This window comes from Chromobacterium sp. Panama (genome assembly GCF_003052555.1).
Lineage (GTDB): Bacteria > Pseudomonadota > Gammaproteobacteria > Burkholderiales > Chromobacteriaceae > Chromobacterium.
Window position 1 is genome coordinate 2,799,230 of sequence record NZ_QARX01000001.1, and the last position, 24,761, is coordinate 2,823,990.

A 24,761-nucleotide genomic window follows, 5' to 3' on the forward strand; every position below is an offset into this window, starting at 1 on the left:
CGCCCATGCGTTTTAGAAGCCGCGCTCGCCGCGCCGCGGCTCACGCTGCGCAAGAGAGACGGGCCGGTTCCGAGCCCGCCCGCGCTCATGCGCGCCACCTTTCAGAGCCTGTTCAAAGTCTCGCGAGCCAGGGCGAGACAAGGCGAAAATGAGTGAAAAAGCGGAATGTACACGTGGTACAAAGCATTTTGAGCGTGTACTCACCGTGCAACGCTCCACGAAGCACAGCAGATCGTAAACAGCTTCTTAGAGGCCGCTGGCCTCATCCTTCCAGCATCTTGCGCGCGCAGGCCTCGTCGGTGACCAGGCCGGACAGCCATTCTCCGCGCAGCGCCGCCAGGATGGCCGCCGCCTTGCCCTCGCCGCCGGCGAAGGCGATCACCGGCTTGGCCGGCCGCTGCCGCAAGGCCAGGCTGGTCACCCGCTGCTGCACCGCTTCGCCCACCAGCCGGCCGGCGCTGTCCATCGGCCGGCCCAGCAACTCCGCCACCGCCTGGCGCGCCATCAGCCCGGCAATCTCCTCCTGATCCAGAAAGCCGTCCTCCTGCAAGGGGCAGCCCGGTTCAATGGCGCCGATGCCGATGAAGGCCACGTCGGCCTCCGCGCCCAGCGCTTCCACCGCGCGGTACAGCCGGTGGTGGCACCATTGCGCGCGGTCGTCGGCGCTGTCCGCATACAAGGGCGCCGGCAGCAGGTAGTAACGGCTTTGGGTTTTCTGCGCCGCCGGCAGCGCCACATCGTAGCGGTTGGAGCAGCCGTCGTGGGCGATGGTGCCGATCAGCGACACCAGCCGGTGCTGCGGGCTGTGGATGTCGCCCAGCTCATCGATCACGGCCTTGAGCGTGCGACCGGAGCCCAGCGCCGCCACCAGCGGGCGCGGCTGCTGCAAATAGCGCTCGAACACGCGCGCGCCGGCCACCGCCAGCTTCTTGCGCAGTTCGGCCGGGGTGTCTGCGTCGGCCGGCACCACCTCGCACAGTTGCAGGCCGAAACGCCGGCGCAAGGCTTCCGCCAACTCCAGGCAGGCCGCCACCGGATGCGTCACCGTCACCTTGACCAGGCCCTGCTCCACCGCCGCCGCCACCAGCCGCTGCGCCACTTGGCGCGACACTTGCAGTTGTTCCGCGATCTCGTGCTGGGTCTTGCCCGCCACGTAATACAGCCAGGCGGCCCGCGCCGCCTGGTCCAGCTTTTCCTGCTGTTTGGACAAAACACCCTCCTCGCTTACCAATCCTTGTCGCTACGTCAAAGCAGCTCAGAGCCTGTTCACAATCTGCGACGCGTCGTGAGACGTCACACGGCGAGTACCACTTCGAAATGCTCATGTATCACGAGTACATTCCGCTTTCTCAGCGCTGTTCCCCTTGTCTCAACTCTTGCCCGCTAGATCGTGAACCGGTTATCAGAACAGAAAATGGCCGGGGTGACGATGCGCGCGCGGCCGATGCTGCCGCGTTGCAGCAAACCGGCGCGGCGGTCCCCCGTCACCAGATAGTCCGCCTCGCCCGCCAAGGCCATCGCCAGCAGGAAAACGTCGTTCGGATCCGTCGCCTCCACCCCAGGCGGCAGCGGCGGCAAAACGTCCAATACGATGGCGCGCTGCAAATTGTTAACCATGGTGCCAACGCGATGCGCGGGCAGGATGGCCCTGAGCTTGGGGTAACGGCTGGCGCGGCGCAGCTCATCGAGTTGCGCCACGGAGGTCAGCAATTCGAAGCGCGAAGCGCGCCAGGCGCGATAGATGACATCCGGTGGACCGCTTGGCGCAATCAACGCGCCCAGCAGCACATTGGTGTCCAAGATGACCCGCATCAGTCTTCACGCGCCCATTGCACCGCTTCGTCTATCAGCTCGCTCAGCTCCGTTTCGCTCATGCCGGCCGCGGCGCTCTTGGCCTGCTTGGCGGCGCTCTCCAGCAAGTAGGCGCGCACGGCCTCCTCGATGAAACGCGACAAATCGCCCTTGCGGCCGCCTCCTTGCGCGGCGATGAACATGCGCACGGACTGATCCACCTCCGGCGACACGGCGATATTCCAGCGAACGGTGTTCATGATGACATCCTCCACAAGGCGTTTATACACATAGGTGTTTATACGCCAAGCGGCATAGCGCCGCAATGACAAGCCATGCCACGCCGGAACCGGCCCCGCCGTCGTCACGGGCGGCAAGTTTTTCTTAAAAATCATGCTGCTATGCAGCACTTCTTTTTCGCCCTCTGCGCTTGACAGCCTTCTTCATTTTATCGAATATTTGCCCACAACAAGAGCAAATGCTCAAAAACAATCTTTGGAGGAGAAAGCATGAAGTTGAAACACAAGGTGGCCATCGTCACCGGCGCGGCCGGCGGCATCGGGCTGGCGGTGGCGCGCCGCTATCTGGCCGAAGGCGCGCGCTGCCTGCTGGTGGACCTGCGGCTGAGCCCGGAACTGCTGGCGCTGGCCGGCGGGGCGGACGCGGACAACACGGCCTTGCTGGCCGCCGACATCGGCAAGCGCGACGATATCGAACACATCGTCCGCGCCGCGATCGAGCGCTTCGGCCGCGTGGACATCCTCTACAACAACGCGGCGCTGTTCGACCTGGCCCCGCTGCTGGAAGCCAGCTGGGACAGCTATGAGCGGCTGTTCGCCGTCAACGTCAAGGGCATGTTCTTCCTGATGCAGGCGGCGGCGCGGCAAATGGCGGCTCAGGGCGAGGGCGGCAAGATCATCAATCTGTCGTCCCAGGCCGGCCGCCGCGGCGAGGCGCTGGTGGCCCATTACTGCGCCAGCAAGGCGGCGGTGATCAGCTACACCCAGTCCGCCGCCCTGGCGCTGGCGCCGCACGGCATCAACGTCAACGCCATCGCGCCCGGCGTGGTGGACACGCCGATGTGGGATCAGGTGGACGCGCAGTTCGCCCTTTACGAGAGCCTTGGCCCCGGCGAGAAAAAACGGCGGGTGGGCGCGGCGGTGCCGCTGGGCCGCATGGGCAGGCCGGAGGATTTATGCGGCGCGGCGGTGTTTCTCGCCTCCGCCGACGCGGACTACATCACCGCCCAGACGCTGAACGTGGACGGCGGCAACTGGATGAGCTGAGCCGCCACGCCGGCAAACCGCCCTGATTCACGCCTCAAGACCCGATCCAGAACCGCAGACACCGCCCCGAGCGGGCCCGAGCCGCCGCCGCATCGCGCACGGCAAGCCGGCCGCACCAGCGTTGTCCGCAACGCTTCAAGCAAGGAGAAACGCCATGACCAGACCCTGCCGCTTCCCGCTGGCCGCCGCCCTGCTGCTGGCCGGCTCCGCTCACGCCGCCACCCTCACCATCGCCACGCTGAACAACCCGGACATGATCACGCTGAAAAAGCTGTCCCCGGCCTTCGAGGCGCAAAACCCCGGCATCAAGCTCAACTGGGTGGTGCTGGAGGAAAACATGCTGCGCCAGCGCGTCACCACCGACATCGCCACCAAGAGCGGCAAATTCGATCTGATGACGATAGGCACCTACGAAGCGCCGATCTGGGCCCAAAAAGGCTGGTTGCAGCCCATGGATCAACTAGCGCCCGGCTATGAGCTGGCCGATGTGGTCAAGACCGCGCGCGACGCGCTGTCCTACAAGGGCCAGCTGTACGCGCTGCCCTTCTACGTGGAAAGCTCGATGACCTATTACCGCAAGGACTTGTTCGCCAAACTGGGGCTGAACATGCCGGAGCGGCCCACTTACCAGCAGATCGCCGGCTTCGCCAAAACGCTGAAGGAAAAGGGCGGGGTGTACGGCATCTGCCTGCGCGGCAAGGCCGGCTGGGGCGAGAACATGGCCTATCTGTCCACCCTGATCCACACCAACGGCGGCCGCTGGTTCGACGAGCAATGGCGGCCGACGATAGACAGCCCGGAGTGGAAGCAGTCGCTGAACTTCTACGTGGACCTGATGCGCCGCTACGGCCCGCCCGGCGCCAGCACCAACGGCTTCAACGAGAACCTGACCCTGTTCGCCAGCGGCAAATGCGGCATCTGGATAGACGCCACCGTGGCCGCCGGACTGTTGTTCAACCCCAAGGAATCCCAGGTGGCGGACAAGGTGGGCTTTGCCCAAGCGCCGACGGGGGTGACGCCCAAGGGCTCCAGCTGGCTGTGGTCCTGGGCGCTGGCGGTGCCCAAGTCCTCGCGCCAGCAGGCGGCGGCCAAGCAGTTCGCGCAATGGGCCACCTCCAAGGACTACATCCGGCTGGTGGCCAAGGATCAGGGCTGGACCTCGGTGCCGCCCGGCACCCGCCTGTCCACTTACCAGCAGCCGGAATACCAGAAGGCCGCGCCCTTCGCCAAATTCGTGCTGGCGGCGATCCAGCAGGCCAATCCCAATGAGCCGGCGCTGAAAAAAGTGCCCTATACCGGCATCCAGTATGTCGGCATCCCGGAGTTCCAGTCCTTCGGCACCGTGGTGGGCCAGGCCGTTTCCGGCGCGTTGGCAGGTCAAAGCAGCGTGGACGCGGCGCTGAAAGCCGGCCAGGCGGCGGCGGACCGGGCGGTGCGGCAAGGCGGTTATCAGAAGCCGTAGAACCTACGGAGTCTGCTCCCAGCGCTTCGCCGCTCCCATCCACCCACGACCGCCGTCGCGGCGGTCCGGAGGAAAACCCACGCCCTCTCCCGCTCACACTTTGCGCGCCGCCGCCGGCGCCGCCCCGCCGCCCAGGCCGCGCCGCGGCGGCGTACAGCGCTGGCTGCTGGCCCCGGCGGTGCTCAGTCTGTTGCTGTGGTCGCTGGTGCCGCTGGCGATGACCCTGTATTTCTCGGTCAACCGCTACAGCCTGCTGAGCCCGGACGAATCCGGCTTCGCCGGCCTGGACAATTACCGCTTCCTGTGGAGCGATCCGGCCTTTGTCCCCTCCATCGCCAACACCTTGCTGCTGACCGGCGCGGTGCTGCTGATCTCCGTCGTCGGCGGCGTGCTGATGGCGGTGCTGTTCGACCAGCCCTGCTTCGGCCGCGGCCCGGCCCGGCTGCTGGCCATCGCGCCCTTCTTCGTGATGCCCACCGTGGGCGCGCTGATCTGGAAGAACATGCTGCTGCACCCGGTCTACGGCCTGTTCGCCGCCGCCGCGCAAGCGCTGGGCCTGCCGCCGGTGGACTGGCTGGGCCAGTACCCGATGTTCTCTCTCATCCTGATCGTCAGCTGGCAATGGCTGCCCTTTGCCTTCCTGATCCTGCTCACCGCCATCCAGTCGCTGGACCCGGAGCAGAAGGAAGCCGCCCAGATCGACGGCGCCGGCCCGCTGGCCATGTTCTTCCACATCGTCCTGCCGCATCTGAGGCGGCCCATCGGCGTGGTGGTGATGATTGAAACCATCTTTTTGCTATCGGTGTTCGCGGAAATCTACGCCACCACCGGCGGCGGCCCCGGCACCTCTACCACCACGCTGTCCTTTTTGATCTACGCGGTGGGCTTGCAGCAATTCGATGTCGGCCTGGCGTCCACCGGCGGCGTGCTGGCGGTGGTGCTGGCCAATATCGTGGCGGTGTTCCTGATCCGCATGCTGGCGCAGAACTTCAAGGAGGAACGACAAACATGAACGCGAAAGCGACGCTGTCCTGGCGCTACGCCGCCACCTCCGCCGCGGCCTGGCTGATCGCCCTGCTGCTGTTCTTCCCCATCCTGTGGATGCTGCTGACCGCCTTCAAGACCGAGGCCCAGGCTTACCAGCTCAGCCTGTGGTTCCAGCCCACGCTGGACAGCTTCCGCGAGGTGTTCGCCCGCAGCGACTACCTGGCCTTTGCCGGCCATTCCGTCGCCGTGTCCTTCGGCGCCACCGCGCTCAGCCTGCTGCTGGCGGTGCCGGCCGCCTATAGCCTGGCCTTCCATCCCGGCGCGCGCAGCCGCTGCTGCTGTGGATGCTGTCCACCAAGATGCTGCCTTCGGTGGGCGTGCTGCTGCCGGTCTATCTGCTGCTGAAACAGGGCGGCCTGCTGGATACCGTGACCGGGCTGGCGCTGGTCTACGCGCTGGCCAATCTGCCGATCGCGGTGTGGATGGCCTACACCTATTTCTGCGAAGTGCCGCGCGAAATCCTGGAAGCGGCGCGCATGGACGGCGCCGGCCTGTGGCAGGAAATCATGCATATGCTGCTGCCGATGGCCCTGCCCGGCCTGGCGTCCACCAGCTTGCTGTTGCTGATTCTGAGCTGGAACGAGGCGTTCTGGAGCATCAATCTGTCCAGCGCCCACGCCGCGCCGCTGACGGTGTTCATCGCCTCCTACTCCAGCCCGGAGGGCCTGTTCTGGGCCAAGCTGTCCGCCGCCTCGCTGCTGGCGGTGGCGCCCATCCTGGCGCTGGGCTGGCTGACGCAAAAGCAGCTGGTGCGCGGCCTGACATTCGGTGCGGTCAAATGAGCGCCGCCGTCGCCCATCTGGTCTGCGATTGCGACGGGGTACTGCTGGACAGCGAGGCCGCCGCCCAGCGCGCGCTGCAAACGCAGCTGGCGGCGCGCCTGCCGTCCGGCGTGGACGCGGCCGCGGTGATCCAGCCGCGGCTGGGCATGACGCTGGAAGCGCTGTTGGCCGACATCGCCCGCCAGCACCCCTTGCCGCTGACGCCGGACGAGATCGCGCGCATCCGCCGGGCGGTGGACGCCGAGGTGGCGGCGCGGCTGCGGGCCGTGCCCGGCGTGGCCGCCGCCTTGCGCGCCATCCCCTTGCCCAAGGCGGTGGCCAGCAACAGCGCCGGGGCGCGGGTGCGCGCGGCGTTGCGCCGCACCGGGCTGTGGCCCTTGTTCCAGGGCCACGTGCATTGCGCCGACGAGGTGGGCGCGGCCAAGCCGGCGCCGGATGTCTACCTGGCGGCCTGCCGCTCGCTGCGCGCCGCGCCGGATCACTGCCTGGCGCTGGAGGACAGCGTCACCGGCGTCACCGCCGCCCGCGCCGCCGGCCTGCGCGTGCTGGGCTTCGCCGGCGCCGGCCACATCGCCGCCGGCCACGCGGAGCGGCTGCTGGCCGCCGGGGCCGGCCTGGTCTTCGACGATATGCGGCGGCTGCCGGAGCTGGTGCGCCGGCTGCAAGCCCGTCCGTTCTGAAATACTGAAAGGAGAAAACGCATGGCAAGCGTCCAATTGCGCCATGTCGGCAAACGCTACGGCGACGGTCCGGAAGTGATGTCCGATATTCAACTGCACATCGACGACGGCGAATTCGTCGTCTTCGTCGGCCCGTCCGGCTGCGGCAAGTCCACGCTGCTGCGCATGATCGCCGGCCTGGAGGAGATCAGCGACGGCGAGCTGGAGATAGGCGGCGAACGCATGAACGAGGTGCCGGCGGCCAAGCGCGGCATCGCCATGGTGTTCCAGTCCTACGCGCTCTACCCGCATATGAGCTTGTACGACAATATGGCCTTCGGCCTCAAACTGGCCGGCAAGAGCCGCGCCGAGATCGACGCCGCGGTGCGCCGCGCCGCCGCCATCCTGCACATCGACCACCTGCTGGAGCGCAAGCCCAAGGCCCTGTCCGGCGGCCAGCGCCAACGGGTGGCCATAGGCCGCGCCATCACCCGCCAGCCCAAGGTGTTCTTGTTCGACGAGCCGCTGTCCAATCTGGACGCGGCGCTGCGGGTCAAAATGCGGCTGGAGTTCGCCCGCCTGCACCAGCAACTGAAAACCACCATGATCTACGTGACCCACGATCAGGTGGAGGCGATGACGCTGGCGGACAAGATCGTGGTGCTGTCGGCCGGCCGCGTCGAACAAGTGGGTGCGCCGCGCGCGCTCTACCACCATCCGGCCAACCGTTTCGTCGCCGGCTTCATCGGCTCGCCCCGGATGAATTTTCTGCCGGGCCGCGTGTTGAGCATCCAGCCGGCAGGCGTGGCCGTGCGTCTGGACGGCGGCGGCGAGCTGCTGGCGGCGGTGACGGCGCAAGACCTGAAGCCCGGCGACGCCGTCGCCGTAGGCGTCCGCCCGGAACACCTGCAACCGGCCCCCGGGCCAGCGGCGCTGCGCGCCCGCGTGGCCGCGGTGGAAAGCCTGGGCGACTGCGCCTATCTGTACGCCGAGGCGCCGGACGCCGACGAGCCGCTGATCAGCCGGATCTCGGACGCGCAGGACTTCGCCGCCGGCGACGAAACAGGCTTCAGCGCCCTGCCGCGACACTGCCACCTGTTCCGCGAGGACGGCCTGGCCCTGCCGCGCCTGCCGCGCTAAACCCCGCCATGGAACCCGCGATGACACTTGCCCCCACCCCGCCGCGCTGGCTGCATATCGGCGCCGGCGCCTTCCACCGCGCCCACCAGGCCGTCTATCTGGACCAACTGGCCGGCGCCGACGCCGAGCCCTGGCGGCTGGCCGTCGGCAATATCCGCGCCGACCTGAACCCGCTGCTGGAGCAGTTGGCGGCGCAGCAAGGCCAGTACACGCTGGAAACCGTCAGCCCGGCCGGCGAGCGCCGCTACCGGCGCATCCGCGCCATCGACGCGGTGCTGCCCTGGGATCGCCAACTGAGCGCGCTGATAGGCGAAGGCGCGCACCCGGCCACCCGGGTGATCTCCTTCACCGTCACCGAAGCCGGCTACTACCTGAACCAGGAGCAGGCGCTGGACACCGCCAATCCGGAGCTGGCGGACGATTTGCACGGCGGGCTCAACACCCTGTACGGCGCCGTCGCCGCGATTTTGCGCGCGCGCGCGGCGCGCGGCGGCGGCGCGCTCACCTTGCTCAACTGCGACAATCTGCGCCACAACGGCGAGCGCTTCCGCCAGGGCCTGGAACAGTTTCTGACCCTGCGCCAGGAAACCGAGCTGCTGGCGTGGACGCGCCGCCACAGCAGCTGCCCCAACGCCATGGTGGACCGCATCACCCCGCGGCCGCCGCCGGAGCTGGCGGAGCGGGTGGCCGCCGCCACCGGCTGGCGCGACCCCTGCGCGATCACCGCCGAATCCTTCACCCAGTGGGTGATAGAGGACCGCTTCGCCGCCGGCCGCCCGGCGCTGGAGCGCGTCGGCGCGCAGCTGGTGGCCGACGTCCAGCCCTATGAGGAAGCCAAGATCCGCATCCTCAACGCCAGCCACAGCGGCATCGCCTGGGCCGGCAGCCTGCTGGGCCTGGACTTCATCCACCAGGGCGCGGCGGACCCGGACATCCGGCAACTGGCTCACGACTACGTCAGCCAGGACGTGATCCCCTGCCTCAGCCCCAGCCCGCTGGACCTGGCCGGCTACCGCGACAGCGTGCTGGAGCGCTTCGGCAATCCGGCGCTGGGCGACAGCAATCAGCGCGTGGCGGCGGACGGCTACGCCAAGCTGCCCGGCTTCATCGCGCCCACGCTGCGGGAATCCATCGCCGCCGGCCGCCGGCCGGACGCCTGCGCCATGCTGCCGGCGCTGTTCCTGCGCTTTTTGCAACGCTGGCGCGCCGGCCGGCTGGGCTACGCCTACCGGGACGGCAGCATGGACATCGCCGCCTGCCATCGCATGCTGGCGGCCGCCGACCCGGTGGCCGCCTACTGCGCGGCCCCGGCACTCTGGGGCCCCTTGGCCGGCAGCCCGGCGCTGGTCGCGCCCTTGCGCGCCGCATTGGCGCGGGTGGACAGCTGGCTGGACGGCCGCGGACGGGGATAGACTGCGCGAGAGAGCCGCCATCCGGCCGTCCGCCACTCCCTCCAAGGACAAAACCATGTATCTGGGCATTGATCTGGGCACTTCGGAAATCAAGGCCGTGCTGCTGGACGGCGACAACCGCCCGCTCGCCAGCGCCGGCGCGGCGCTGGACGTGTCGCGGCCGCGGCCGGGCTGGGCCGAGCAAGACCCGGAAGACTGGTGGCGCGCCGCCTGCGCGGCGGTCGCCAAGCTGCGCGAGCAGGCGCCGGCCGCGCTGGCCGCCACCCGCGCCGTCGGCCTGTCCGGCCAGATGCACGGCGCGGTGCTGCTGGACAGCCGGGACCGGGTGCTGCGGCCGGCCATCTTGTGGAACGATTTGCGCAGCGTGGCCGAATGCGCCGAGCTGACCGCCGCCGCGCCGCGGCTCCACGCCGTCGCCGGCAACCTGGCCATGCCCGGCTTCACCGCGCCCAAATTGCGCTGGCTGGCGCGGCATGAGCCGGAGAGCTTCCGCGCCGTCGCCGCCGTGCTGCTGCCCAAGGACTATCTGCGCCTGCGCCTGAGCGGCGACAAGATCACCGACACCTCGGATGCCTCCGGCACCTTGTGGCTGGACGTGGGCCGCCGCGATTGGTCCGAGGAGCTGCTGGACGCCGGCGGACTGTCGCGCCGCCAGATGCCGCAGCTGGTGGAGGGACTGGCGCCGGCCGGACGGCTGAGCCCGGCGGCGGCCGCCGCCTGGGGCATCGCACAGCCGCCGCTGATCGCCGGCGGCGCCGGGGACGGCGCGGCCAGCGCCGTCGGCATCGGCGCGATCGCCCCGGGCGACGGCTTCCTGTCCCTGGGCACCTCCGGGGTGATCTTCGTCGTCGACGACCGCTTCCGCCCCAATCCGGCGCAGGCGCTGCACGCCTTCTGCCATGCGCTGCCCCGGCGCTGGAGCCTGATGAGCGTGATGCTGTCCGCCGCCAGCTGTCTGCGCTGGTTCTGCCGGCTGGCCGGCGTGGACGAGGCGACGCTGCTGACGGAAGTCGAGCGGCTGAGCCCGGCGGAGCAAGCCGCCGCGCCGGTGTTCCTGCCCTATTTGTCCGGCGAGCGCACTCCGCACAACGACCCCTTCGCCCCCGGCGCCTTCTGGGGCCTGAGCCAGGCGCACGGCCGCGCCGCGCTCGGCTACGCGGTGCTGGAGGGCGTCGCCTTCGGCATGGCGGACGGGCTGGACGCGCTGCGCGCCGCCGGCGCCGCGCCGCGAGCCTTGTCCCTGGTGGGCGGCGGCGCGCGCAGCCCGTTCTGGGCGCAGTTGCTGGCCGACGCGCTGGACGCCGAAATCCTCACCCATCAGGGCGGCGAAGCCGGCGCCGCGCTGGGCGCGGCCCGCCTGGGCTGGCTGGCGGACGGCGGCGACCTCGGCGCCGTCTGCGCCAAACCGCCGCTGCGGGCGCGCTGCGCGCCGGACGCCGCCCGGCATCAGGCCTTGCAAGCTCGCCTGCGTCACTTTCGCGCCCTCTACCAGGCGCGGCCCCCCTCATTTGCGGAGACCTCCCCATGATTCTGTGCTGCGGCGAAGCCCTGTACGATTTTTTCCTGGAACCCGGCGCGGCGGAATGGCCGCAGCTGAACTACCGCGCCGTGCCCGGCGGCTCGCCGTTCAATGTCGCCGTGGGCCTGGCGCGGCTGGGCCGGCGCGCCGCCCTGCTGACGCCCTTGTCCAACGATTATCTGGGCGCGCAGCTGCGGCGGCTGTTGGAGCGGGAGGGGGTGGACGGACGCTATCTGCTGCCGCGCGATCTGCCCACCACCTTGGCGATGGTGAGCGTGGACGCTGGCGGCCAGCCGCAATACGGCTTCTACGGCGAGCGCGCGCCGGAAGCCAGCCTGCGCCAGGAGGAGTTGCCGACGCTGGACGACGAGATCGCCGCCGTCCACTTCGGCTCCTACGCCTTGGTGGGCCGCCCCGGCGGCGAGGCGCTGCAAGCGCTGGCGGCCCGCGAAAGCGGCCGCCGGCTGATCTCGCTGGACCCCAATCTGCGGCTGAACGTGGAGCCGGAACGGGCGCGCTGGCGGCAATGCCTGGACATCCACCGCCGCCACGCCCATCTGATCAAGGTCAGCGCCGAGGATCTGGCCCTGCTGTATCCGGGACAGGAGATCGAAGCCTGCGCCCGCGGCTGGCTCGCCCCGCCATGCCAGTTGCTGCTGCTGACCCGCGGCGAACAAGGCGTGCGCGTGTTCAGCCGCCGTCACGGCGAATGGGAACAGCCGGCCGCCGCCGTCCAGGTGGTGGACACCGTGGGCGCGGGCGACAGCTTCCAGGCCGCGCTGCTGTGCCGGCTGGCCGAGCTGGGCCGGCTGAGCCCGGACGGGCTGGCGGCGCTGAGCCGGGCGGAAACCGAGGATCTGGTCCGCTTCGCAACGCGCGCCGCCGCCCTCACCTGCGCGCGGCGCGGGCCGGACCTGCCGCGACGGGCGCAGCTGGCGGACTAAGCGCCTGTTCAAAGCCTCGCGAGCGAGGGCGAGGCCAGGCGTTGCGGCGGAGAAAGCGGAATGTGCTCGCGGCGCATGAGCATTTCGAAGCGGCGCTCGCCGCGCCGCGTTTCACGAATAGCGGCAGACTGTGAACAGGTTCTAAAGCGGCGCCGACTCGCCGCCGCCCTCTTCCCGCAGCCAATCAAACAGATTCGCCATCGCCTCGCTGCGCAGCGCGTCGCGCGGCCGGGACAACCACCATTGCGCGCCGGGCCGGCGCGGGTAGCCGGCCAGCTCGCGCAGCCTGCCTTCGGCCAGCGCCTCCTCCAAGGCCGGCGACGGCAGACAGGCGATGCCGTGGCCGCGCAGGGCCGCGTCCAACGCCAGCTGCGGCGCATCGTAAACGGCGGCGACGCCGAAACGCGGCGACAAGGCCCGCACCGCGGCCTCCGCCTCCTCCGGCATGCGCGTCTTTTCCAGGCAGATCAAGCGCGCCAGCTGCGGATGGCGCTCGGCCGGCAACGCCGCCAGCTGTTCCGCCAAGGCCGGCGCGGCGACGAAACGCCAGTCCTCGCGCAGCCAGGCCGCGTCCTCCCAGCCGGCCGTCGCCATCGGCTGCCGGCCGATGACGATGTCCACGTCGATCTCATCGGCCTGGCCCGGCTCCTCGTCGATGGACAACAAGGGCACGATGTCGGGATGGGCGGCGCGCAGCCGGTCCAAGCGTCCCTGCAGCCAGCCGTGCAGTAAAAAAGCCGGCCCCACCAGCACCACCAGGCCCGGGTCCGTGTAGACCGCGATGCGGTCCAGCCCGCGCCGCAGCGTGTCCAGCGCGCGCCGCACGCTTTGTTGCAGCATTTCGCCGGCAAAGGTCAGTTCGATGCCGCGGCCCACTCGCTGGAACAAAGGCTGGCCGACAAAGGCCTCCAGCTGTTGAATCTGGTGACTGACCGCGGACTGCGACAGATGCAGCGCCTCGGCGGCGCGGGAAACGCTGCCCAGGCGCGCGGCGGCTTCGAAGCCGGTCAGCAGCCGCAGCGAGGGCAGGCGGCCAAGCGCGCCCGTCGCCGGGTCTTCCCGCTCGGCCGCCTGCGGCCCGCCGCTGTTATCGCCTCTCTCCATCCGAATATGTCCTCCTGATTTCCGGCCGGCGCGGACGCGCAGCGGGCTGTGAACGCATGCTCAAGCCGGTTGCTGCTGGGTCGCGCAATGAATGCCCCCGCCGCCTGCGGCGATGCCGTCGATGTTCAACTGCACCACCTCGCGTTGCGGGAAGAGCTCGCGCAAGGCCGCGCCCGCGTTGCGGTCCGCCTTGGCGTCGCCGAACTCCGGCGCGATCACCGCCCCGTTGCAGACGTAGAAATTGATATAGCCGGCCGCCATCTCGTGGCCCTCGTACTCCGGCCTCACCCGCTCCGGCCCCGGCAAGACCACCACCTCCAACTTGCGGCCGCGCGCGTCCCGCGCCTGGCGCAGCAGGCTCAGATGACGGCGCGTCACCTGGTAATCGTAAGACTGCGGGTCCGTCTCCAGGCCGGCCACCACCACGCCGGGGCGGGCGAAACGGGCGTAAAAATCGGTATGGCCGTCGGTGATGTCGCGGCCGGCGATGCCGGGCAGCCAGATCACCTTGTCCACGCCCAGCAGCCGGCGCAGTTCGCGCTCGCACTGCGCCTTGCTCAGGCCCGGGTTGCGATTGGGATTGAGCACGCAGCTTTCGGTGATGATGGCGGTGCCTTCGCCGTCCACCTCGATGCCGCCGCCCTCCAGCACCAGCGAGGTCCGCACGACCGGCGCGCCGCTCTTGGCCGCCACCGCGGCCGCCACCTTGGCGTCCCTACGGTGCGCCTGCTTGCCGCCCCAGCCGTTGAAGTTGAAATCCACCGCCGCCGCCCCGCCCTTGCCCTTGACGAAGATCGGGCCGCTGTCGCGTATCCACAGATCGTCCAGCGGCTGCTCCACCAGTTCCACCTTGGGGCCGCACAGCTTGGCCGCCAGCGCCATGTCCTCGGCCCGCGTCAGCATGCGCACCGGCTCGTGGGCGGCGATGGCCTGAGCCACTCGCGCCAGATCCCGCCGCACCACCGGCAGCAGACTCGTGCCCCAAACCTCCAGGCTGGGACCGAAGGCCATCCAGGTGGCGGCGTGGCCCTCGCCCTCGTCCGGCATGCGGTAGCCGGCCGCGTTCGGCTCCGCGCTCCAAGCGCGGGCGGCCATCATGCCGCCCGCCGTCAACAGGCTTGCGCCCAGGAATTGTCGTCTAGTGCTCATCGCCGTGTCTCCAAGGCCGGTTTCCAGCCACATGGCCGTGCTTGGCATTGTGCAAGCGGACATGCATTTGAAAAAGCGATGAATGTTGCGGAAACCTATCTATTTCTATCATGTATTTGCCGCCGCCGCGCGCCGGCGGGAAGAATGACATAAGCTGAAGACGGAATACAGGAGGGGCCGGCATGCGTCTCGCGCTTTGCATCATCATCGCCGTCATCGCGGCCCAGGCCCGCCTGGCCCTGGCGCAAGATCCGGAACTGGTGATGGGCTACCGCACCAATGAACGGCGTCCCTATATCGACGACGACAACGACGAAGGCATCTATAAAACCCTGTACAGCCGCGCCTGCCAAAAAATCGGCTGCACGCTGAAAGTGGTGCGCCTGCCAAAGAAGCGCGTGCTGCAAGCGCTGGCGCAGGGCGAGGTGGACTTCTATCCCGGCTACACCTACAACGCGGAGCGCGAGCCCATCGCCCTGTTCCTGCCCAACGGCCTGCGCGAGCGCCATGTCGTCATTACCCGCGCCAGCCACCCCGCGGTACGCGGCTACGCCGATCTGGACAATAGCGTGGAGCTGCGCAGCCTGGGCAACCCGGACCTGATTCCCCTGCCGTGGCAAGCGCGCATCAAGGTGCTGCAAGTGCCGGAAATGGATGTGGAGCGCGCCTTTCGCCTGATCAGCGCCGGCAAGGCGGATTTCTACATCTACGACGAACTGACGCTGCGCTTCTACTGGGAGCGGCTGCGGCCGGCCGGACTGACGCTGCACCCGTCGCTGGAGCCCTGGCAAGCCATGCATATGGGCTTTTCCAAACACTCCCGCTTTTACCGCGCGCAGCCCAATCCGGATTACCGCGCCGACCAGCCCTTAAACCCGGACAACTACCCGCTGCGGCTGGACCCGGCCTCGCTGGCCGGCAGACTGTCGGCCGCCTTGCAGGCGATGAAGCAATCCGGTGAAACCGAACGCATCGTCGAACACTTTCTCCAGACGCCGGCCCGGTAAATGGAAAGCCACCGGCTCCCACCCCCATAAACAAAACCCCTGACGCCGCCGTACGGCGCGTCAGGGGTCCCTGCGGCAGACTTTAAGAATCTGTTTACGATCTCGCGAGCAAGGGCAAGACAAGACGGAAACGAGTGAGAAAGCGGAATGTACAGGTGGTACATGAGCATTTCAAAACCATCTCAACGACGTATCGCCGACGCGCAGCAGACTATGAACAGATTCTAAGAGCCTGTTCACGATCTCGCGAGCAAGAGCGAGACAAGGCGAAAACATGCGAAAAAGCGGAATGTACTCGTGGTACATGAGCATTTTGAGCATGTTTTTAACGCCGTATCGCCGACGCGCAGCAGATCGTAAGCAGGTTCTAAGGCGTGACCCGCATATAGGGCGTCGTGCTCAACGTCGCGCTGATGGAGCAGCCGCCGGACAGCTGGGCCGCATCCAGGCCGATCACGGTTTCACTGCCGTTGTCGGCAACGCTGCCGACTATCTTGGTGGGCCCGCACAGGCCGCCGGCGATCGGCGATTTCACGTTCACCGCCACATTGTCCAAGGTCAGCTGGGTGGCGGTGTCCACATGGCCGGTCCACGGCGAGGCGAGCGAGGCGGAGGGCTTGATCACCTTGCACAGCGCGCCGCCGCTGAACGAGGCGCTGGTGATGGCCACATTGCCGTAGCCGTCCACGGTGCCGCTGAACACCGCCTTGCAGTCCAGATCGATGCCGAACTTGCCCACCTTGGCCGGCCCCACCGCGGAAAACGGCATAGGCGCGCCGCCGGGACCGGGCGGAGTGATGGTGACGGCGAAGGCGGAAGCGGCGGCCAGGCTGAGTGCGGCGACGGCGAGACGATGGGAAAAGCTCATGACGGCTCCTTGCTTGATGAAGGTTGATTCATGCCGATCGGCAAGAAGCCAATAAATTATTATGCCAATTAAATTGAACGTTTGATTTTCATCAAGCCGCCGCCCGTCGGCCGCCTGACCTATAGACGGAGGCACAAGCGTCAGCTGTCATAGCGCGCGGCAGCCTTGAACAGGCTCTCAGGGAATCATCACCGTGAACTGGCCGGGCGCGTTGATCTTGATCACCCCGCCCCAGTTGCACATCAGCATGCTGTTGCTGTCCAGCGCCGGCATATTGCCTATCAGCACCGTGGGCGCGCCCGGCGTCCACGGCGCGGCGGTGACCGGGATGCAGGGCATGGGCGTCAGCACGCCCATGGCGGCGGCGGTGGCGGCCGCCACCATCGGGTTGGCCGGGCTTTGGCACATGCCGAAGGGCATGACGTTGAGCATGGGCACGTTGTCCATGATGTTGGCGGCCGGCACGCCGCCGGCCATCACCCGGTTGGCGGGCAACACCACCAGGCTGCTGGGGGCGACGCCGAAGCTGCATTGCAGCATCGCGCCCATGCACACTTGCGGACATCCCATGCGCGTCTCCTCACTCCGGCGGGCCAAGACATGACATCGTCACGCCAAAGCAAACCGCAGTCAAGCGCGGCCGCGCCAGCCCTGGCCGCGCCGGCACAAGAGCCGTTCCAACCCCAGCAGCAAGAGCGAAACCGCGGCCGAACTCAAGGCGATCAGCGTGGCCATCGCCGCCGCCGCCGCGGTGTCGCCGGCGTCGTCCATGGTGACGATGGCCACCGCGGCCAGGCTGTTGTCCGGACTGGCGATGAAGATCAGCGCCGACAGCGTGGTCATCGCGGACACGAAGAGATAGCGCATCACATCCAGCAGCGCCGGCAGGCACACCGGCAAGCTCACCCGCCGCAGCGTCACCCAGAACGGCACTTTGAGCGAGGCGGCCACCGCTTCGAACTCCCCGTCCAGTTGCTTGAGCGCGGTGCTCATGGTCAGGTGGCCGGTGGTGTAGAAGTGGGCGATGGTGCAGGCGGCCATCAGCGTCATGCCGCCGTAAAGCGCATGCAGCGGATTGTCCGGATGGTTGAAGAAGAACACATAGCCCAGACCCAGCACCAGGCCGGGCACCGCCATCGGCAGCATGGCGAAGAAGCGCAGCAGCGCGCGGCCCAGCGGCGCGGCCGGCAGCTTCTCGCAGGCGTAAGCGCCGGCGAACACCAGCAGGCTGCCCGCGCCGGCGGTGAGGCAGGCCAGCTTCAGGCTGTTGAAATAGGCGCTCCAGCCGCCGCCGTCCACGCTGTCGAACTGATAATGCGCCAGCGTCAGGCTCAAATCGTAAGGCCAGTATTTGATGAAGGAGGCGGCGACGCCAACGCCCAGCAAGGCCAGCAGCGGCAGCGAGATCGCCGCCAGCAACAGCCAGGCGGCCAGGTCGCGGCCCGGCGACGGCCCCGGCGAAAACGGCACCGCGCGCGCGCCGAGCGCCGCCTGCTGGCGACGCGCCATCCGCCGCTCGATGAAGAAGGAAAACACCGCCGGCAACAGCAGCATCAGGCCCACCACCGCGCCGCGCGGGAAGTTCTGCTGCCCCACCACCTGCTTGAAGGCTTCCACCGCCAGCACGTTGTAGTCCCCGCCCACGATCTTGGGCACGCCGAAGTCGGTGATCACCAGGGTGAACACCACCAGGCCCGCCGAGACCAGACCGTAGCGCGCGCCCGGCAGGGTGATGGTGAGAAAGCGACGCAAGGCGCCGGCGCCCAGCGCGCGGCCGGCCTCGTACAAGCGCGCGTCCGACGCCGACAGCGCGGTCAGCAGGATCAGCAGCGCATGCGGAAAGGTATAGAAGGCTTCGCCCAAAACCATGCCCCAAAAGCCGTAGACGCTGCCGCCGGCCAGCCAGGATTTGAGCAGGCCCTGGTTGCCGAACAAATACACCAGCGAGATGGCCGGCATCAAGGACGGCGCCAACAGCGGCGACAAGGCGATCTGACGAAAGACGCCACGGCCCCAGACGCGGCTGCGGCTCAAGCCCCAGGCAAAGGCGAAGGCCAGCGGCAGCACCAGGGCGGTGACGGTCAGCGCCAGCCACAAGCTGTGGCGGGCGGCGCGCATCAGGCCCGGGCTGTCCAGCACCTGGACGAAGTTGGCCAGGCCGACGAAGCCCCCGTCCATGTCCAATACCGATTTGCCGAAGATGAACAGCAGCGGCAGGCCCAGCGCCAAGGCCAGCAAGGCCGTCAGCGTCCATACCAGCGCGGCGGCGACGCGGCGCTCGCCGTCGGCCGGCGCCGCGCGCCGGCCTGGCAAGGCGCGGCTCAGCATGCGCCCTCTCCGGCATAGGCGCGCAGCAGCGCGGCCGGCAATTCCACCGGCACCACCTCGCCCGGCGTCAGCGGCTGGCGTTGCAGCATGGACGGGCAGATTTCAGCATGCAGCAGTTGGCCGGGCATGCCTTCCGGCTGCAGGCGCAGCCGGGTCATCGCGCCGCCGAAGCTGATGTCGGCCACCCTCGCCAGCAAGGTGTTGGGCGCGCCGTCCCAGCGCGCCTTGACGATGATGTCTTCCGGCCGCAGGAACAGGGTCAGCGCCTCGGCCTGCGGCAAGGGCGCGTCCAGCCGCAGCAGGCAGTTGCCGACGGCGGCGCCGTGGGCATCCCGCCGCCGCGCCGGCAGCCAGTTGGCGGCGCCGACGAATTCGGCGACGAAGCGGCTGGCCGGCCGGCGGTAGATTTCGGCCGGCGTGCCGATCTGCTCGATGCGGCCGGCGTTCATCACCACCACCCGGTCGGCGATGGCCAGCGCCTCGGCCTGATCATGGGTCACCATCAGCGTGGTGACGCCCAGCCGTTTTTGCAGGCCCTTGAGTTCGTCGCGCAGCTTGTCGCGCACCCGCGCGTCCAGCGCGGACAGCGGTTCATCCAGCAGCAGCAGGCCGGGCGAGGTGGCCAGCGCCCGCGCCAGCGCCACGCGCTGCTGCTGGCCGCCGGACAACTGGGCCGGGTATTTGTCCTCGGCGCCGGGCAGGCCCGCCAGGTCCAGGAGTTCGCGCACGCGGCGGGCGTGGCGCGCGCCGCCGCCGCGCGGCTTGAGGCCGTAGGCGATATTGTCGGCGACGCTGAGATTGGGGAATAGCGCGTAGCTCTGGAACACGATGCCGTAGTCGCGGCGCGCCGGCGGCTCGTCGGTGATGTCGCGCTCCAGCAAATGGACGCTGCCGGCGTCCGGCCGTTCCAGCCCGGCGATCAGCCGCAGCAAGGTGGTCTTGCCGCAGCCCGACGGGCCCAGCAGACAGACGAATTCGCCTTTGCGGATGGACAGCGATACGCCGTCCAAAGCGGTAAAGCCGCCAAAACGGCGGCTGAGGCCGCGGACGGACAGGTGTTTGGACAAGCCGTCCAGGCTATCGGCCGGTTTCATGCGCAACTCCAGGGTGTCTTAGAACCTGTTTACGATCTCGCGAGCAAGGGCGAGACAAGGCGTTGCGGCTGAAAAAGCGGAGCGCACACACGGTATATGAGCATTTTGAAGACGCACTCACCGTGTAACGCTCCACGACGCGCAGCAGATCGTAAACAGGTTTTTAAAAAGAAACGACGCCGCCCGGCGGGCGGCGCAATGACGGAAGCCGGCTCAGCTCTTGGGTTCGGCCTTGCTTTCGTAGCGGCGCGACCATTCGCGCAGGATGGCCTCGCGCTGCTTGGCGGCCCAGGCGAAATTGTTCTTGCTCAGACGCTGGGCGTAATCGGCGGGGATGAAGGGATTGGGCTTGGCCACGCCGGGCATGGCCAGCACCGCGTAGTTCTTTTCATACAGGCGCATCGCCGGCAGGCTGACCGAGAAATCCGCCAGCTTCTGCGCGGCGGCCAGCTTCTTGCTGCCCTTGATGATGGCGGTGGCCTCCAGATCCCAGCCCAGGCCCTCCTTCGGGTAGATCAGGTCGATGGGCGCGCCCTTCTCCTTGAGCTGAGCGCCGCGGTATTCGAAGGAAATGCCTATCGGATACTCGCCGGCGGCGGCCATCTTGCACGGCTTGGAGCCGGAGTGGACGTACTGGGCCATATTGGCGTGCAGCTTGTCCATATACTCCCAGCCCTTTTTCTCGCCCATCATCTGCAGCCAGGCGGACACGTCCAGATAACCGGTGCCGGAGGACGCCGGATGCGGCATCACGATCTGGCCCTTATAGACCGGCTTGGCGAGGTCGGCCCAGCTCTCCGGCTTGGGCAGGTTTTTCTTGGCGGCTTCCACGGTGTTGAAACAGAGGGCGGCGGCCCACACGTCCATGCCGGTCCACTTGGGCGGCTTGGCCTTGTCGACGAATTCCGGGCTCAGCTTTTCCACGCCCTTGGGCGCGTAAGGCTGCAGCATGCCCTGCTGGTCCAGAATCATCAGGCTGGTGGCGGCCAGGCCCCATACCGCGTCGGCTTGCGGATTGTTTTTCTCGGACAACAGCTTGGCGGTGATGATGCCGGTGGATTCGCGCACGAAACGGATTTCGATGTCCGGGTTGGCCTTCTCGAAAGCCTCTTTGTATTCCTTGACCTGGTCCGCCTCCAGCGCGGTGTACACGGTCAGGGTGGTGGCGGCCTGCGCCAGCGGGGCCGTCAGGCCGGACAGGGCCAGGCCGGCGGCCAGGACAATCAGCTGTTTCATCGACATCGCTCCAATGGGTTTAGACGTATAGACCTCATGGTCCATGCGCCGTCCGTCAATCAGCCGCCACCTTACGACGCGCCGATGACAGCGCGGTGACGGCCGGGTGAAGCTTGTCTTGCGCGGCTGGATGTCCTGCCCGCCGGCGCGGCGGCCTACCAGGCCAGCGGCCCTTTCTCGCCGTTGGCGTGCTCGCCGTAATACAGCGACGGCAAGAACCGCGCCAGGCAGCTGAACTCGTTGTAGCAATGGCGCATCAGCTCCAGACCCAGGCGTTCCGGCACCGGTTCGCCGCTGCCGTCGGCCGCGCCCAGCAAGAAGCGGCTGCGCAGCACCGCGCCGTGGGCGGTGTCCCGCGTCAGGTGCACCATCTCGCCGTCCAGCGGGTCGCCGTCGGCGCTGAGCCGCGGTTCGTTGCCGAAAGCGATGCGCGCGCACACCGCGGCCGAGGCCTCGCCGCGCGCCAGCGCCGCGCTCAAGCGGCCGGCGCCGAAGAAGGTTTCCGGCGGGTGGAACTTCAACACCGCCGCCACCGGCGGAATCTCGCCCAGCGCCTCCACCGCGCGCACGGTGGAGCCGATATAGCCGCGGCCGGCGCGTCGGCGGCCGTCCCAGCCGCGCAGCTCCACATGGTCGTGCGGGTGCCACCAGCGGATGTGCCGGGTGGAATCGAAGAAGGTGAACCACCAGTCGAACATGCGGCCGGCGCAGCCGGGCATTTCGGTGCGCGCGGCCACCAGCAAGCGGCCGTCGTCCAGACGGCGCACGCCGGTTTCCAGCATCAGCGGGCCGGGCTGCAACAGCTCATCGTAAGATGTTTCATAGTGAGAATTCACAGTACACTCCTTGGCTTGAAGATCAGCGCGGCGCGACGCCGGCGCTGGTAAATTAAGAAACGCATTGCGTTTCCATATTGAGGAAACCTTACCCCGATGTCAAGCCAGGATCAGGCCTCGCCGCGCGCGCGCGGCCGCCCCGCCGCGCCGGAACACGCTTTGAAGCAACAGGTGCTGGACGCCGCCACCGAACTCTTGCTGAGCCAGGGCTACCAGGCCGCCACCATGGCGGCGGTGGCGCAGCGGGCCGGGGTGGCCAAGAAAACGGTGTACCGCTTCGCCGACAACAGCGAGCAGTTGCTGGGCGCGGTCATCCACGGCTGGACCGACGCCTTCGTCGCGCCGATGAGCGAGCCGCTGACGGAGGCCGCCGCGCTGCCGCAGGCCTTGGAAGCGCTGCTGAACACCGTGGCGGCCAAGGTGCTCACGCGCGAGGCGGTGGGATTGTTCCGCCTGCTGATAGGGGACTTTCCCGGCCGGGAACAGGCGCTGGCGCAGTACGCCGAGCACGGCGTGCAGCGCTGCGCCGCGCTCTTGGCCGGCTGGCTGGAACGCCAGGCGGAACAGGGCTTGATCCGCTGCCCGCAGCCGGCGCAAACCGCCGAACTGCTGCTGGCGATGACGATAGCGGAGCCGCTGCGCCGGATGGCGCTGGGCCTGACGCCGCCGCTGCCGGAGCACGACCCCGGCGAGCGCATCTGCGCCGCGGTGGCGCTGTGTTGCGCCGGCCTGCTGCCGCGCTGAGCCGCCCCGCCGGGCCCGGGCATACAAGGCCCGAAACCTTGACTAAACTGTCTTGAAGACAACCTTATTTGCGACCATGAGCCTGCGCCGCGTCCTTGATAGCATCGTTACCCGCTTGCTGCTGCTGGCGCTGGGCATCGTGGTGGCCGGCGCGGTGGCGCGCTACTACGCGCTCAGCCAGTTTCTGCGCGAGGATTTGAGCAAGGTGGTGCAGAACCAGCAGATGGCGCTGGCCAGCTACGTCGCCCGCGACGTGGACTTCAAGATCCAGCAGCGCCAGGCCCTGCTTCAGCGGCTGGCCGCCAGCCTGCCCCAGGAGCTGCTGCAACGCCCGGCGGAACTGCAAGCCTGGCTGCGCCTGCATTGCGACTTCCAATGCCCGTTCTCGCAAGGCCTGTACGTGGTGACGCCGGACGGGCGCGCCATCGCCGACTATCCGTCCATGCCCGGCCGCGTGGGCCGGGACTATTCCGACCGGGACTATATCCGCGTCGCCCTGTCCAGCCCGCCCAATCTGGACCGCGTCGTCATCGGCCGCCCGCTCATCGGCCGCATCAGCAAAAAACCGGTGCTGCCGATGGCGGCGGCGCTGCCCTGGCGCGACGGCCGCCCGCAAGGCGCGCTGGCCGGCATTACCGCGCTGGCCGCGCCGGGCTTCATGGACTTGCTGCTGGCCTCCCACATCGGCGGGCCCAATAGCGGCTTTTTGCTGATCTCGCCGCAGGACAAGATCTTCGTCGCCTCCTCCCAGCCGGACATGGTGCTCAAACCCACGCCGCCGGCGGGGATCAATCCCTTGCACGACCGGGCGATGACGGGGTTTCGCGGCGTGGGCATCACGGTCAACGCCCAGGGGCGCGAGGAAGTCTCCGCCATCGCCTCGGTGCCCAGCACCGGCTGGTTCGTGGTGGCGCGCCTGCCCAGCAGCGAGGCCTTCGCCACCGTGGGACGGGCGCAAGCCTTTTTGCTGAAAAACGCGGTGATCGCCGTGCTGGTGTTCGCCCTGGCCGCGGGCGCGGGCCTGTATCTGCTGTTCCGCCCGCTGTTCCGCGCCGCCAGCCACGCGGACCGCATGACCCGCGGCGAACTGCCGCTGGAACCGCTGCCGGTCAAGCGCAACGACGAGGTGGGCTATCTGCTGGCCGCCTTCAACCGGCTGCTGAGCAAGCTGGACCAGCATCAGGCGGAACTGGCGCGCATGGCCCATCACGACACCCTGACCGGCCTGCCCAACCGCGCCTTGCTGGCCGACCGCCTGACCATGGCGCTGGCGCGCGCGCAGCGCAATGCAAGCCGGCTGGGCTTGTTGTTTCTGGATCTGGACGGCTTCAAGCAGATCAACGACGGCTACGGCCACAAGGCCGGCGACAAAGTGTTGTGGCAGGCGGCGCAGCGCCTGGGCGGCATCGTGCGCCAGACCGACACCCTGGCGCGCATCGGCGGCGACGAGTTCGTGCTGTTGATCGGCGATCTGGGCGAGGACGCGGAGGAAGCGGCCCGCATCGTGGCGGCCAAATGCATAGAGACGATGCAAACGCCTTTCGACATCGGCGGCGAACAACGCCAGCTGGGCATTTCCGTCGGCATCGCGCTGGGCAACGGCGACAGCAGCGCGGACAGCCTGCTGCAGGCGGCGGACCAGGCGATGTACCGGGCCAAGAAGTCCGGCCGCAGCGGCTGCGAAAGCGTCACGCTGTAAAACCCGTTTACGATCCCGCAAGCCGTCCGGCGGCCCTGCCAGGCCGCCGTGACTGCCGCTGTCTATACGATTTCGGGGATGGGCTCGATATAAGCCACCCGCTCGTTATTGTGCAGCACTTCCACCGCCGTGTACTTGGGCGCGCCCGGCGGCAGCACCCTGTCGTAGTGGGCGTGCGCCACCGCCAACACCTGCGGCCACATGCCGGGCTTTTGCACCAGGTGCAAGTCCAGCATCAGGATGGCCGGGTTGATGCCTTGCGGCTCGCGCATGCACAGCAGCGCCTCCACGCCGGGGTTGGCCACCACCACGTCGCCTGCCACATGCAAGCTCTTGGGGTGACCCGGCATCACGTTCAGCCAGGCATGCCAGTTTCTCGATTGCAAAGCCATATCCATTCTCCTGCCAACGGCGGGACGACCATTGCATGCGCACCGCTCAGAACCTGTTTACGATCTGCTGCGCGTCGGCGATACAGCGTTGAAAACCACTTCGAAATGCTCATGTACCACCTGTACATTCCGCTTTCTCAGCGGCTTTCGCCTTGTCTCGCCTTAGCTCGCGAAATCGTAAACACGTTCTCCGGCGTCCCGCCAGCCGGAGACGGCGCGCGGCTCGCCGCCACGCGGCCGGCGAACTGCCCCGGTTATAGCA

At 68.1% G+C, this 24,761-nt stretch carries 23 protein-coding genes and 1 pseudogene; 12 read left to right on the top strand and 12 right to left on the bottom strand.

Annotated features, from left to right (window positions below; genetic code table 11):
• Window positions 1-262: 262 nt before the first annotated feature.
• The 3 genes from DB032_RS12585 to DB032_RS12595 form a co-directional block, all read right to left on the bottom strand.
• Window positions 263-1,210, bottom strand: a complete 948-nt coding sequence (locus DB032_RS12585; protein ID WP_107799800.1) for a sugar-binding transcriptional regulator — start codon at window positions 1,208-1,210, stop codon at window positions 263-265.
• Window positions 1,211-1,383: 173 nt separating this feature from the next.
• Window positions 1,384-1,812 carry a putative toxin-antitoxin system toxin component, PIN family gene (locus tag DB032_RS12590; RefSeq protein ID WP_107799801.1) on the bottom strand — a complete coding sequence of 143 codons (429 nt, stop codon included), beginning with the start codon at window positions 1,810-1,812 and terminating at the stop codon, window positions 1,384-1,386.
• The gene (locus tag DB032_RS12595; protein ID WP_107799802.1) at window positions 1,812-2,051 is read right to left on the bottom strand and encodes a ribbon-helix-helix domain-containing protein; all 240 of its coding nucleotides are present in this window, start codon (window positions 2,049-2,051) and stop codon (window positions 1,812-1,814) included. The genes DB032_RS12590 and DB032_RS12595 overlap by 1 nt, the downstream gene beginning before the upstream one ends.
• Window positions 2,052-2,300: 249 nt before the next feature.
• On the opposite strand from DB032_RS12595, the gene DB032_RS12600 reads away from it, so the two are divergent.
• The 9 genes and pseudogenes from DB032_RS12600 to DB032_RS12640 all read left to right on the top strand — a co-directional run bounded on the left by DB032_RS12600 (window position 2,301) and on the right by DB032_RS12640 (window position 12,042).
• Window positions 2,301-3,077, top strand: a complete 777-nt coding sequence (locus DB032_RS12600; RefSeq protein ID WP_019102568.1) for an L-iditol 2-dehydrogenase — start codon at window positions 2,301-2,303, stop codon at window positions 3,075-3,077.
• Window positions 3,078-3,231: 154 nt separating this feature from the next.
• Window positions 3,232-4,539 (top strand): sugar ABC transporter substrate-binding protein, encoded by a 1,308-nt coding sequence (locus DB032_RS12605; RefSeq protein WP_107799803.1) that lies wholly within the window; start codon window positions 3,232-3,234, stop codon window positions 4,537-4,539.
• A gap of 100 nt (window positions 4,540-4,639) precedes the next feature.
• Complete coding sequence (locus DB032_RS12610) at window positions 4,640-5,551, top strand: carbohydrate ABC transporter permease (protein ID WP_233246698.1); 912 nt, start codon at window positions 4,640-4,642, stop codon at window positions 5,549-5,551.
• Window positions 5,548-6,368 (top strand): annotated as a pseudogene (locus DB032_RS24870) (carbohydrate ABC transporter permease). The gene DB032_RS12610 and the pseudogene DB032_RS24870 overlap by 4 nt, the downstream one beginning before the upstream one ends.
• Window positions 6,365-7,048: an HAD family phosphatase gene (locus DB032_RS12620; RefSeq protein WP_107799804.1), complete on the top strand. Its 684-nt coding sequence runs from the start codon at window positions 6,365-6,367 to the stop codon at window positions 7,046-7,048. The pseudogene DB032_RS24870 and the gene DB032_RS12620 overlap by 4 nt, the downstream one beginning before the upstream one ends.
• A gap of 21 nt (window positions 7,049-7,069) precedes the next feature.
• On the top strand, window positions 7,070-8,167 hold the full coding sequence (locus tag DB032_RS12625) for an ABC transporter ATP-binding protein (protein WP_107799805.1): 1,098 nt from the start codon (window positions 7,070-7,072) through the stop codon (window positions 8,165-8,167).
• Between the two features lie 20 nt (window positions 8,168-8,187).
• Window positions 8,188-9,579, top strand: a complete 1,392-nt coding sequence (dalD, locus tag DB032_RS12630) for a D-arabinitol 4-dehydrogenase (protein WP_107799806.1) — start codon at window positions 8,188-8,190, stop codon at window positions 9,577-9,579.
• A 55-nt stretch (window positions 9,580-9,634) separates the two neighbouring features.
• The gene (xylB, locus tag DB032_RS12635) at window positions 9,635-11,107 is read left to right on the top strand and encodes a xylulokinase (RefSeq protein ID WP_107799807.1); all 1,473 of its coding nucleotides are present in this window, start codon (window positions 9,635-9,637) and stop codon (window positions 11,105-11,107) included.
• Complete coding sequence (locus DB032_RS12640; protein WP_107799808.1) at window positions 11,104-12,042, top strand: carbohydrate kinase; 939 nt, start codon at window positions 11,104-11,106, stop codon at window positions 12,040-12,042. Before xylB ends, DB032_RS12640 begins: the two co-directional genes overlap by 4 nt.
• A gap of 141 nt (window positions 12,043-12,183) precedes the next feature.
• Here DB032_RS12640 and DB032_RS12645 read toward each other — a convergent pair whose 3' ends face one another.
• Together DB032_RS12645 and DB032_RS12650 are read right to left on the bottom strand one after the other, a co-directional pair.
• A complete protein-coding gene (locus tag DB032_RS12645) occupies window positions 12,184-13,146 on the bottom strand; it encodes a LysR family transcriptional regulator (RefSeq protein WP_107799809.1) in 963 nt (320 codons plus the stop codon).
• 60 nt (window positions 13,147-13,206) lie between these two features.
• The gene (locus DB032_RS12650) at window positions 13,207-14,295 is read right to left on the bottom strand and encodes an agmatine/peptidylarginine deiminase (RefSeq protein ID WP_107799810.1); all 1,089 of its coding nucleotides are present in this window, start codon (window positions 14,293-14,295) and stop codon (window positions 13,207-13,209) included.
• A 182-nt stretch (window positions 14,296-14,477) separates the two neighbouring features.
• On the opposite strand from DB032_RS12650, the gene DB032_RS12655 reads away from it, so the two are divergent.
• Complete coding sequence (locus DB032_RS12655) at window positions 14,478-15,302, top strand: ABC transporter substrate-binding protein (RefSeq protein WP_107799811.1); 825 nt, start codon at window positions 14,478-14,480, stop codon at window positions 15,300-15,302.
• A gap of 367 nt (window positions 15,303-15,669) precedes the next feature.
• On the opposite strand, the gene DB032_RS12660 is transcribed toward DB032_RS12655, so the two are convergent.
• The 6 genes from DB032_RS12660 to DB032_RS12685 form a co-directional block, all read right to left on the bottom strand.
• Window positions 15,670-16,170, bottom strand: a complete 501-nt coding sequence (locus DB032_RS12660) for an activator protein (protein ID WP_107799812.1) — start codon at window positions 16,168-16,170, stop codon at window positions 15,670-15,672.
• Between the two features lie 177 nt (window positions 16,171-16,347).
• Window positions 16,348-16,740, bottom strand: a complete 393-nt coding sequence (locus DB032_RS12665) for a DUF4280 domain-containing protein (RefSeq protein WP_081545670.1) — start codon at window positions 16,738-16,740, stop codon at window positions 16,348-16,350.
• Window positions 16,741-16,800: 60 nt separating this feature from the next.
• Complete coding sequence (locus DB032_RS12670; protein WP_107799813.1) at window positions 16,801-18,498, bottom strand: putative 2-aminoethylphosphonate ABC transporter permease subunit; 1,698 nt, start codon at window positions 18,496-18,498, stop codon at window positions 16,801-16,803.
• Entirely contained in the window at window positions 18,492-19,592 is a 1,101-nt protein-coding gene (locus tag DB032_RS12675) for a putative 2-aminoethylphosphonate ABC transporter ATP-binding protein (protein WP_107799814.1), read from the bottom strand. Before DB032_RS12675 ends, DB032_RS12670 begins: the two co-directional genes overlap by 7 nt.
• A 213-nt stretch (window positions 19,593-19,805) precedes the next feature.
• Window positions 19,806-20,828 (bottom strand): putative 2-aminoethylphosphonate ABC transporter substrate-binding protein, encoded by a 1,023-nt coding sequence (locus DB032_RS12680; protein ID WP_199225886.1) that lies wholly within the window; start codon window positions 20,826-20,828, stop codon window positions 19,806-19,808.
• A gap of 155 nt (window positions 20,829-20,983) precedes the next feature.
• A complete protein-coding gene (locus tag DB032_RS12685) occupies window positions 20,984-21,664 on the bottom strand; it encodes a DAPG hydrolase family protein (protein ID WP_107799816.1) in 681 nt (226 codons plus the stop codon).
• A 96-nt stretch (window positions 21,665-21,760) separates the two neighbouring features.
• Between DB032_RS12685 and DB032_RS12690 the strand changes: the two genes are divergently transcribed.
• Window positions 21,761-22,408 (top strand): TetR/AcrR family transcriptional regulator, encoded by a 648-nt coding sequence (locus DB032_RS12690; RefSeq protein WP_107799817.1) that lies wholly within the window; start codon window positions 21,761-21,763, stop codon window positions 22,406-22,408.
• Window positions 22,409-22,484: 76 nt separating this feature from the next.
• Window positions 22,485-24,107, top strand: coding sequence for a diguanylate cyclase domain-containing protein (locus tag DB032_RS12695; protein ID WP_107799818.1), 1,623 nt, complete (start codon window positions 22,485-22,487; stop codon window positions 24,105-24,107).
• A gap of 62 nt (window positions 24,108-24,169) precedes the next feature.
• Here the strand turns inward: DB032_RS12695 and DB032_RS12700 are convergent, their stop codons facing one another.
• Complete coding sequence (locus DB032_RS12700; protein WP_107799819.1) at window positions 24,170-24,499, bottom strand: hypothetical protein; 330 nt, start codon at window positions 24,497-24,499, stop codon at window positions 24,170-24,172.
• Window positions 24,500-24,761 lie beyond the last annotated feature (262 nt).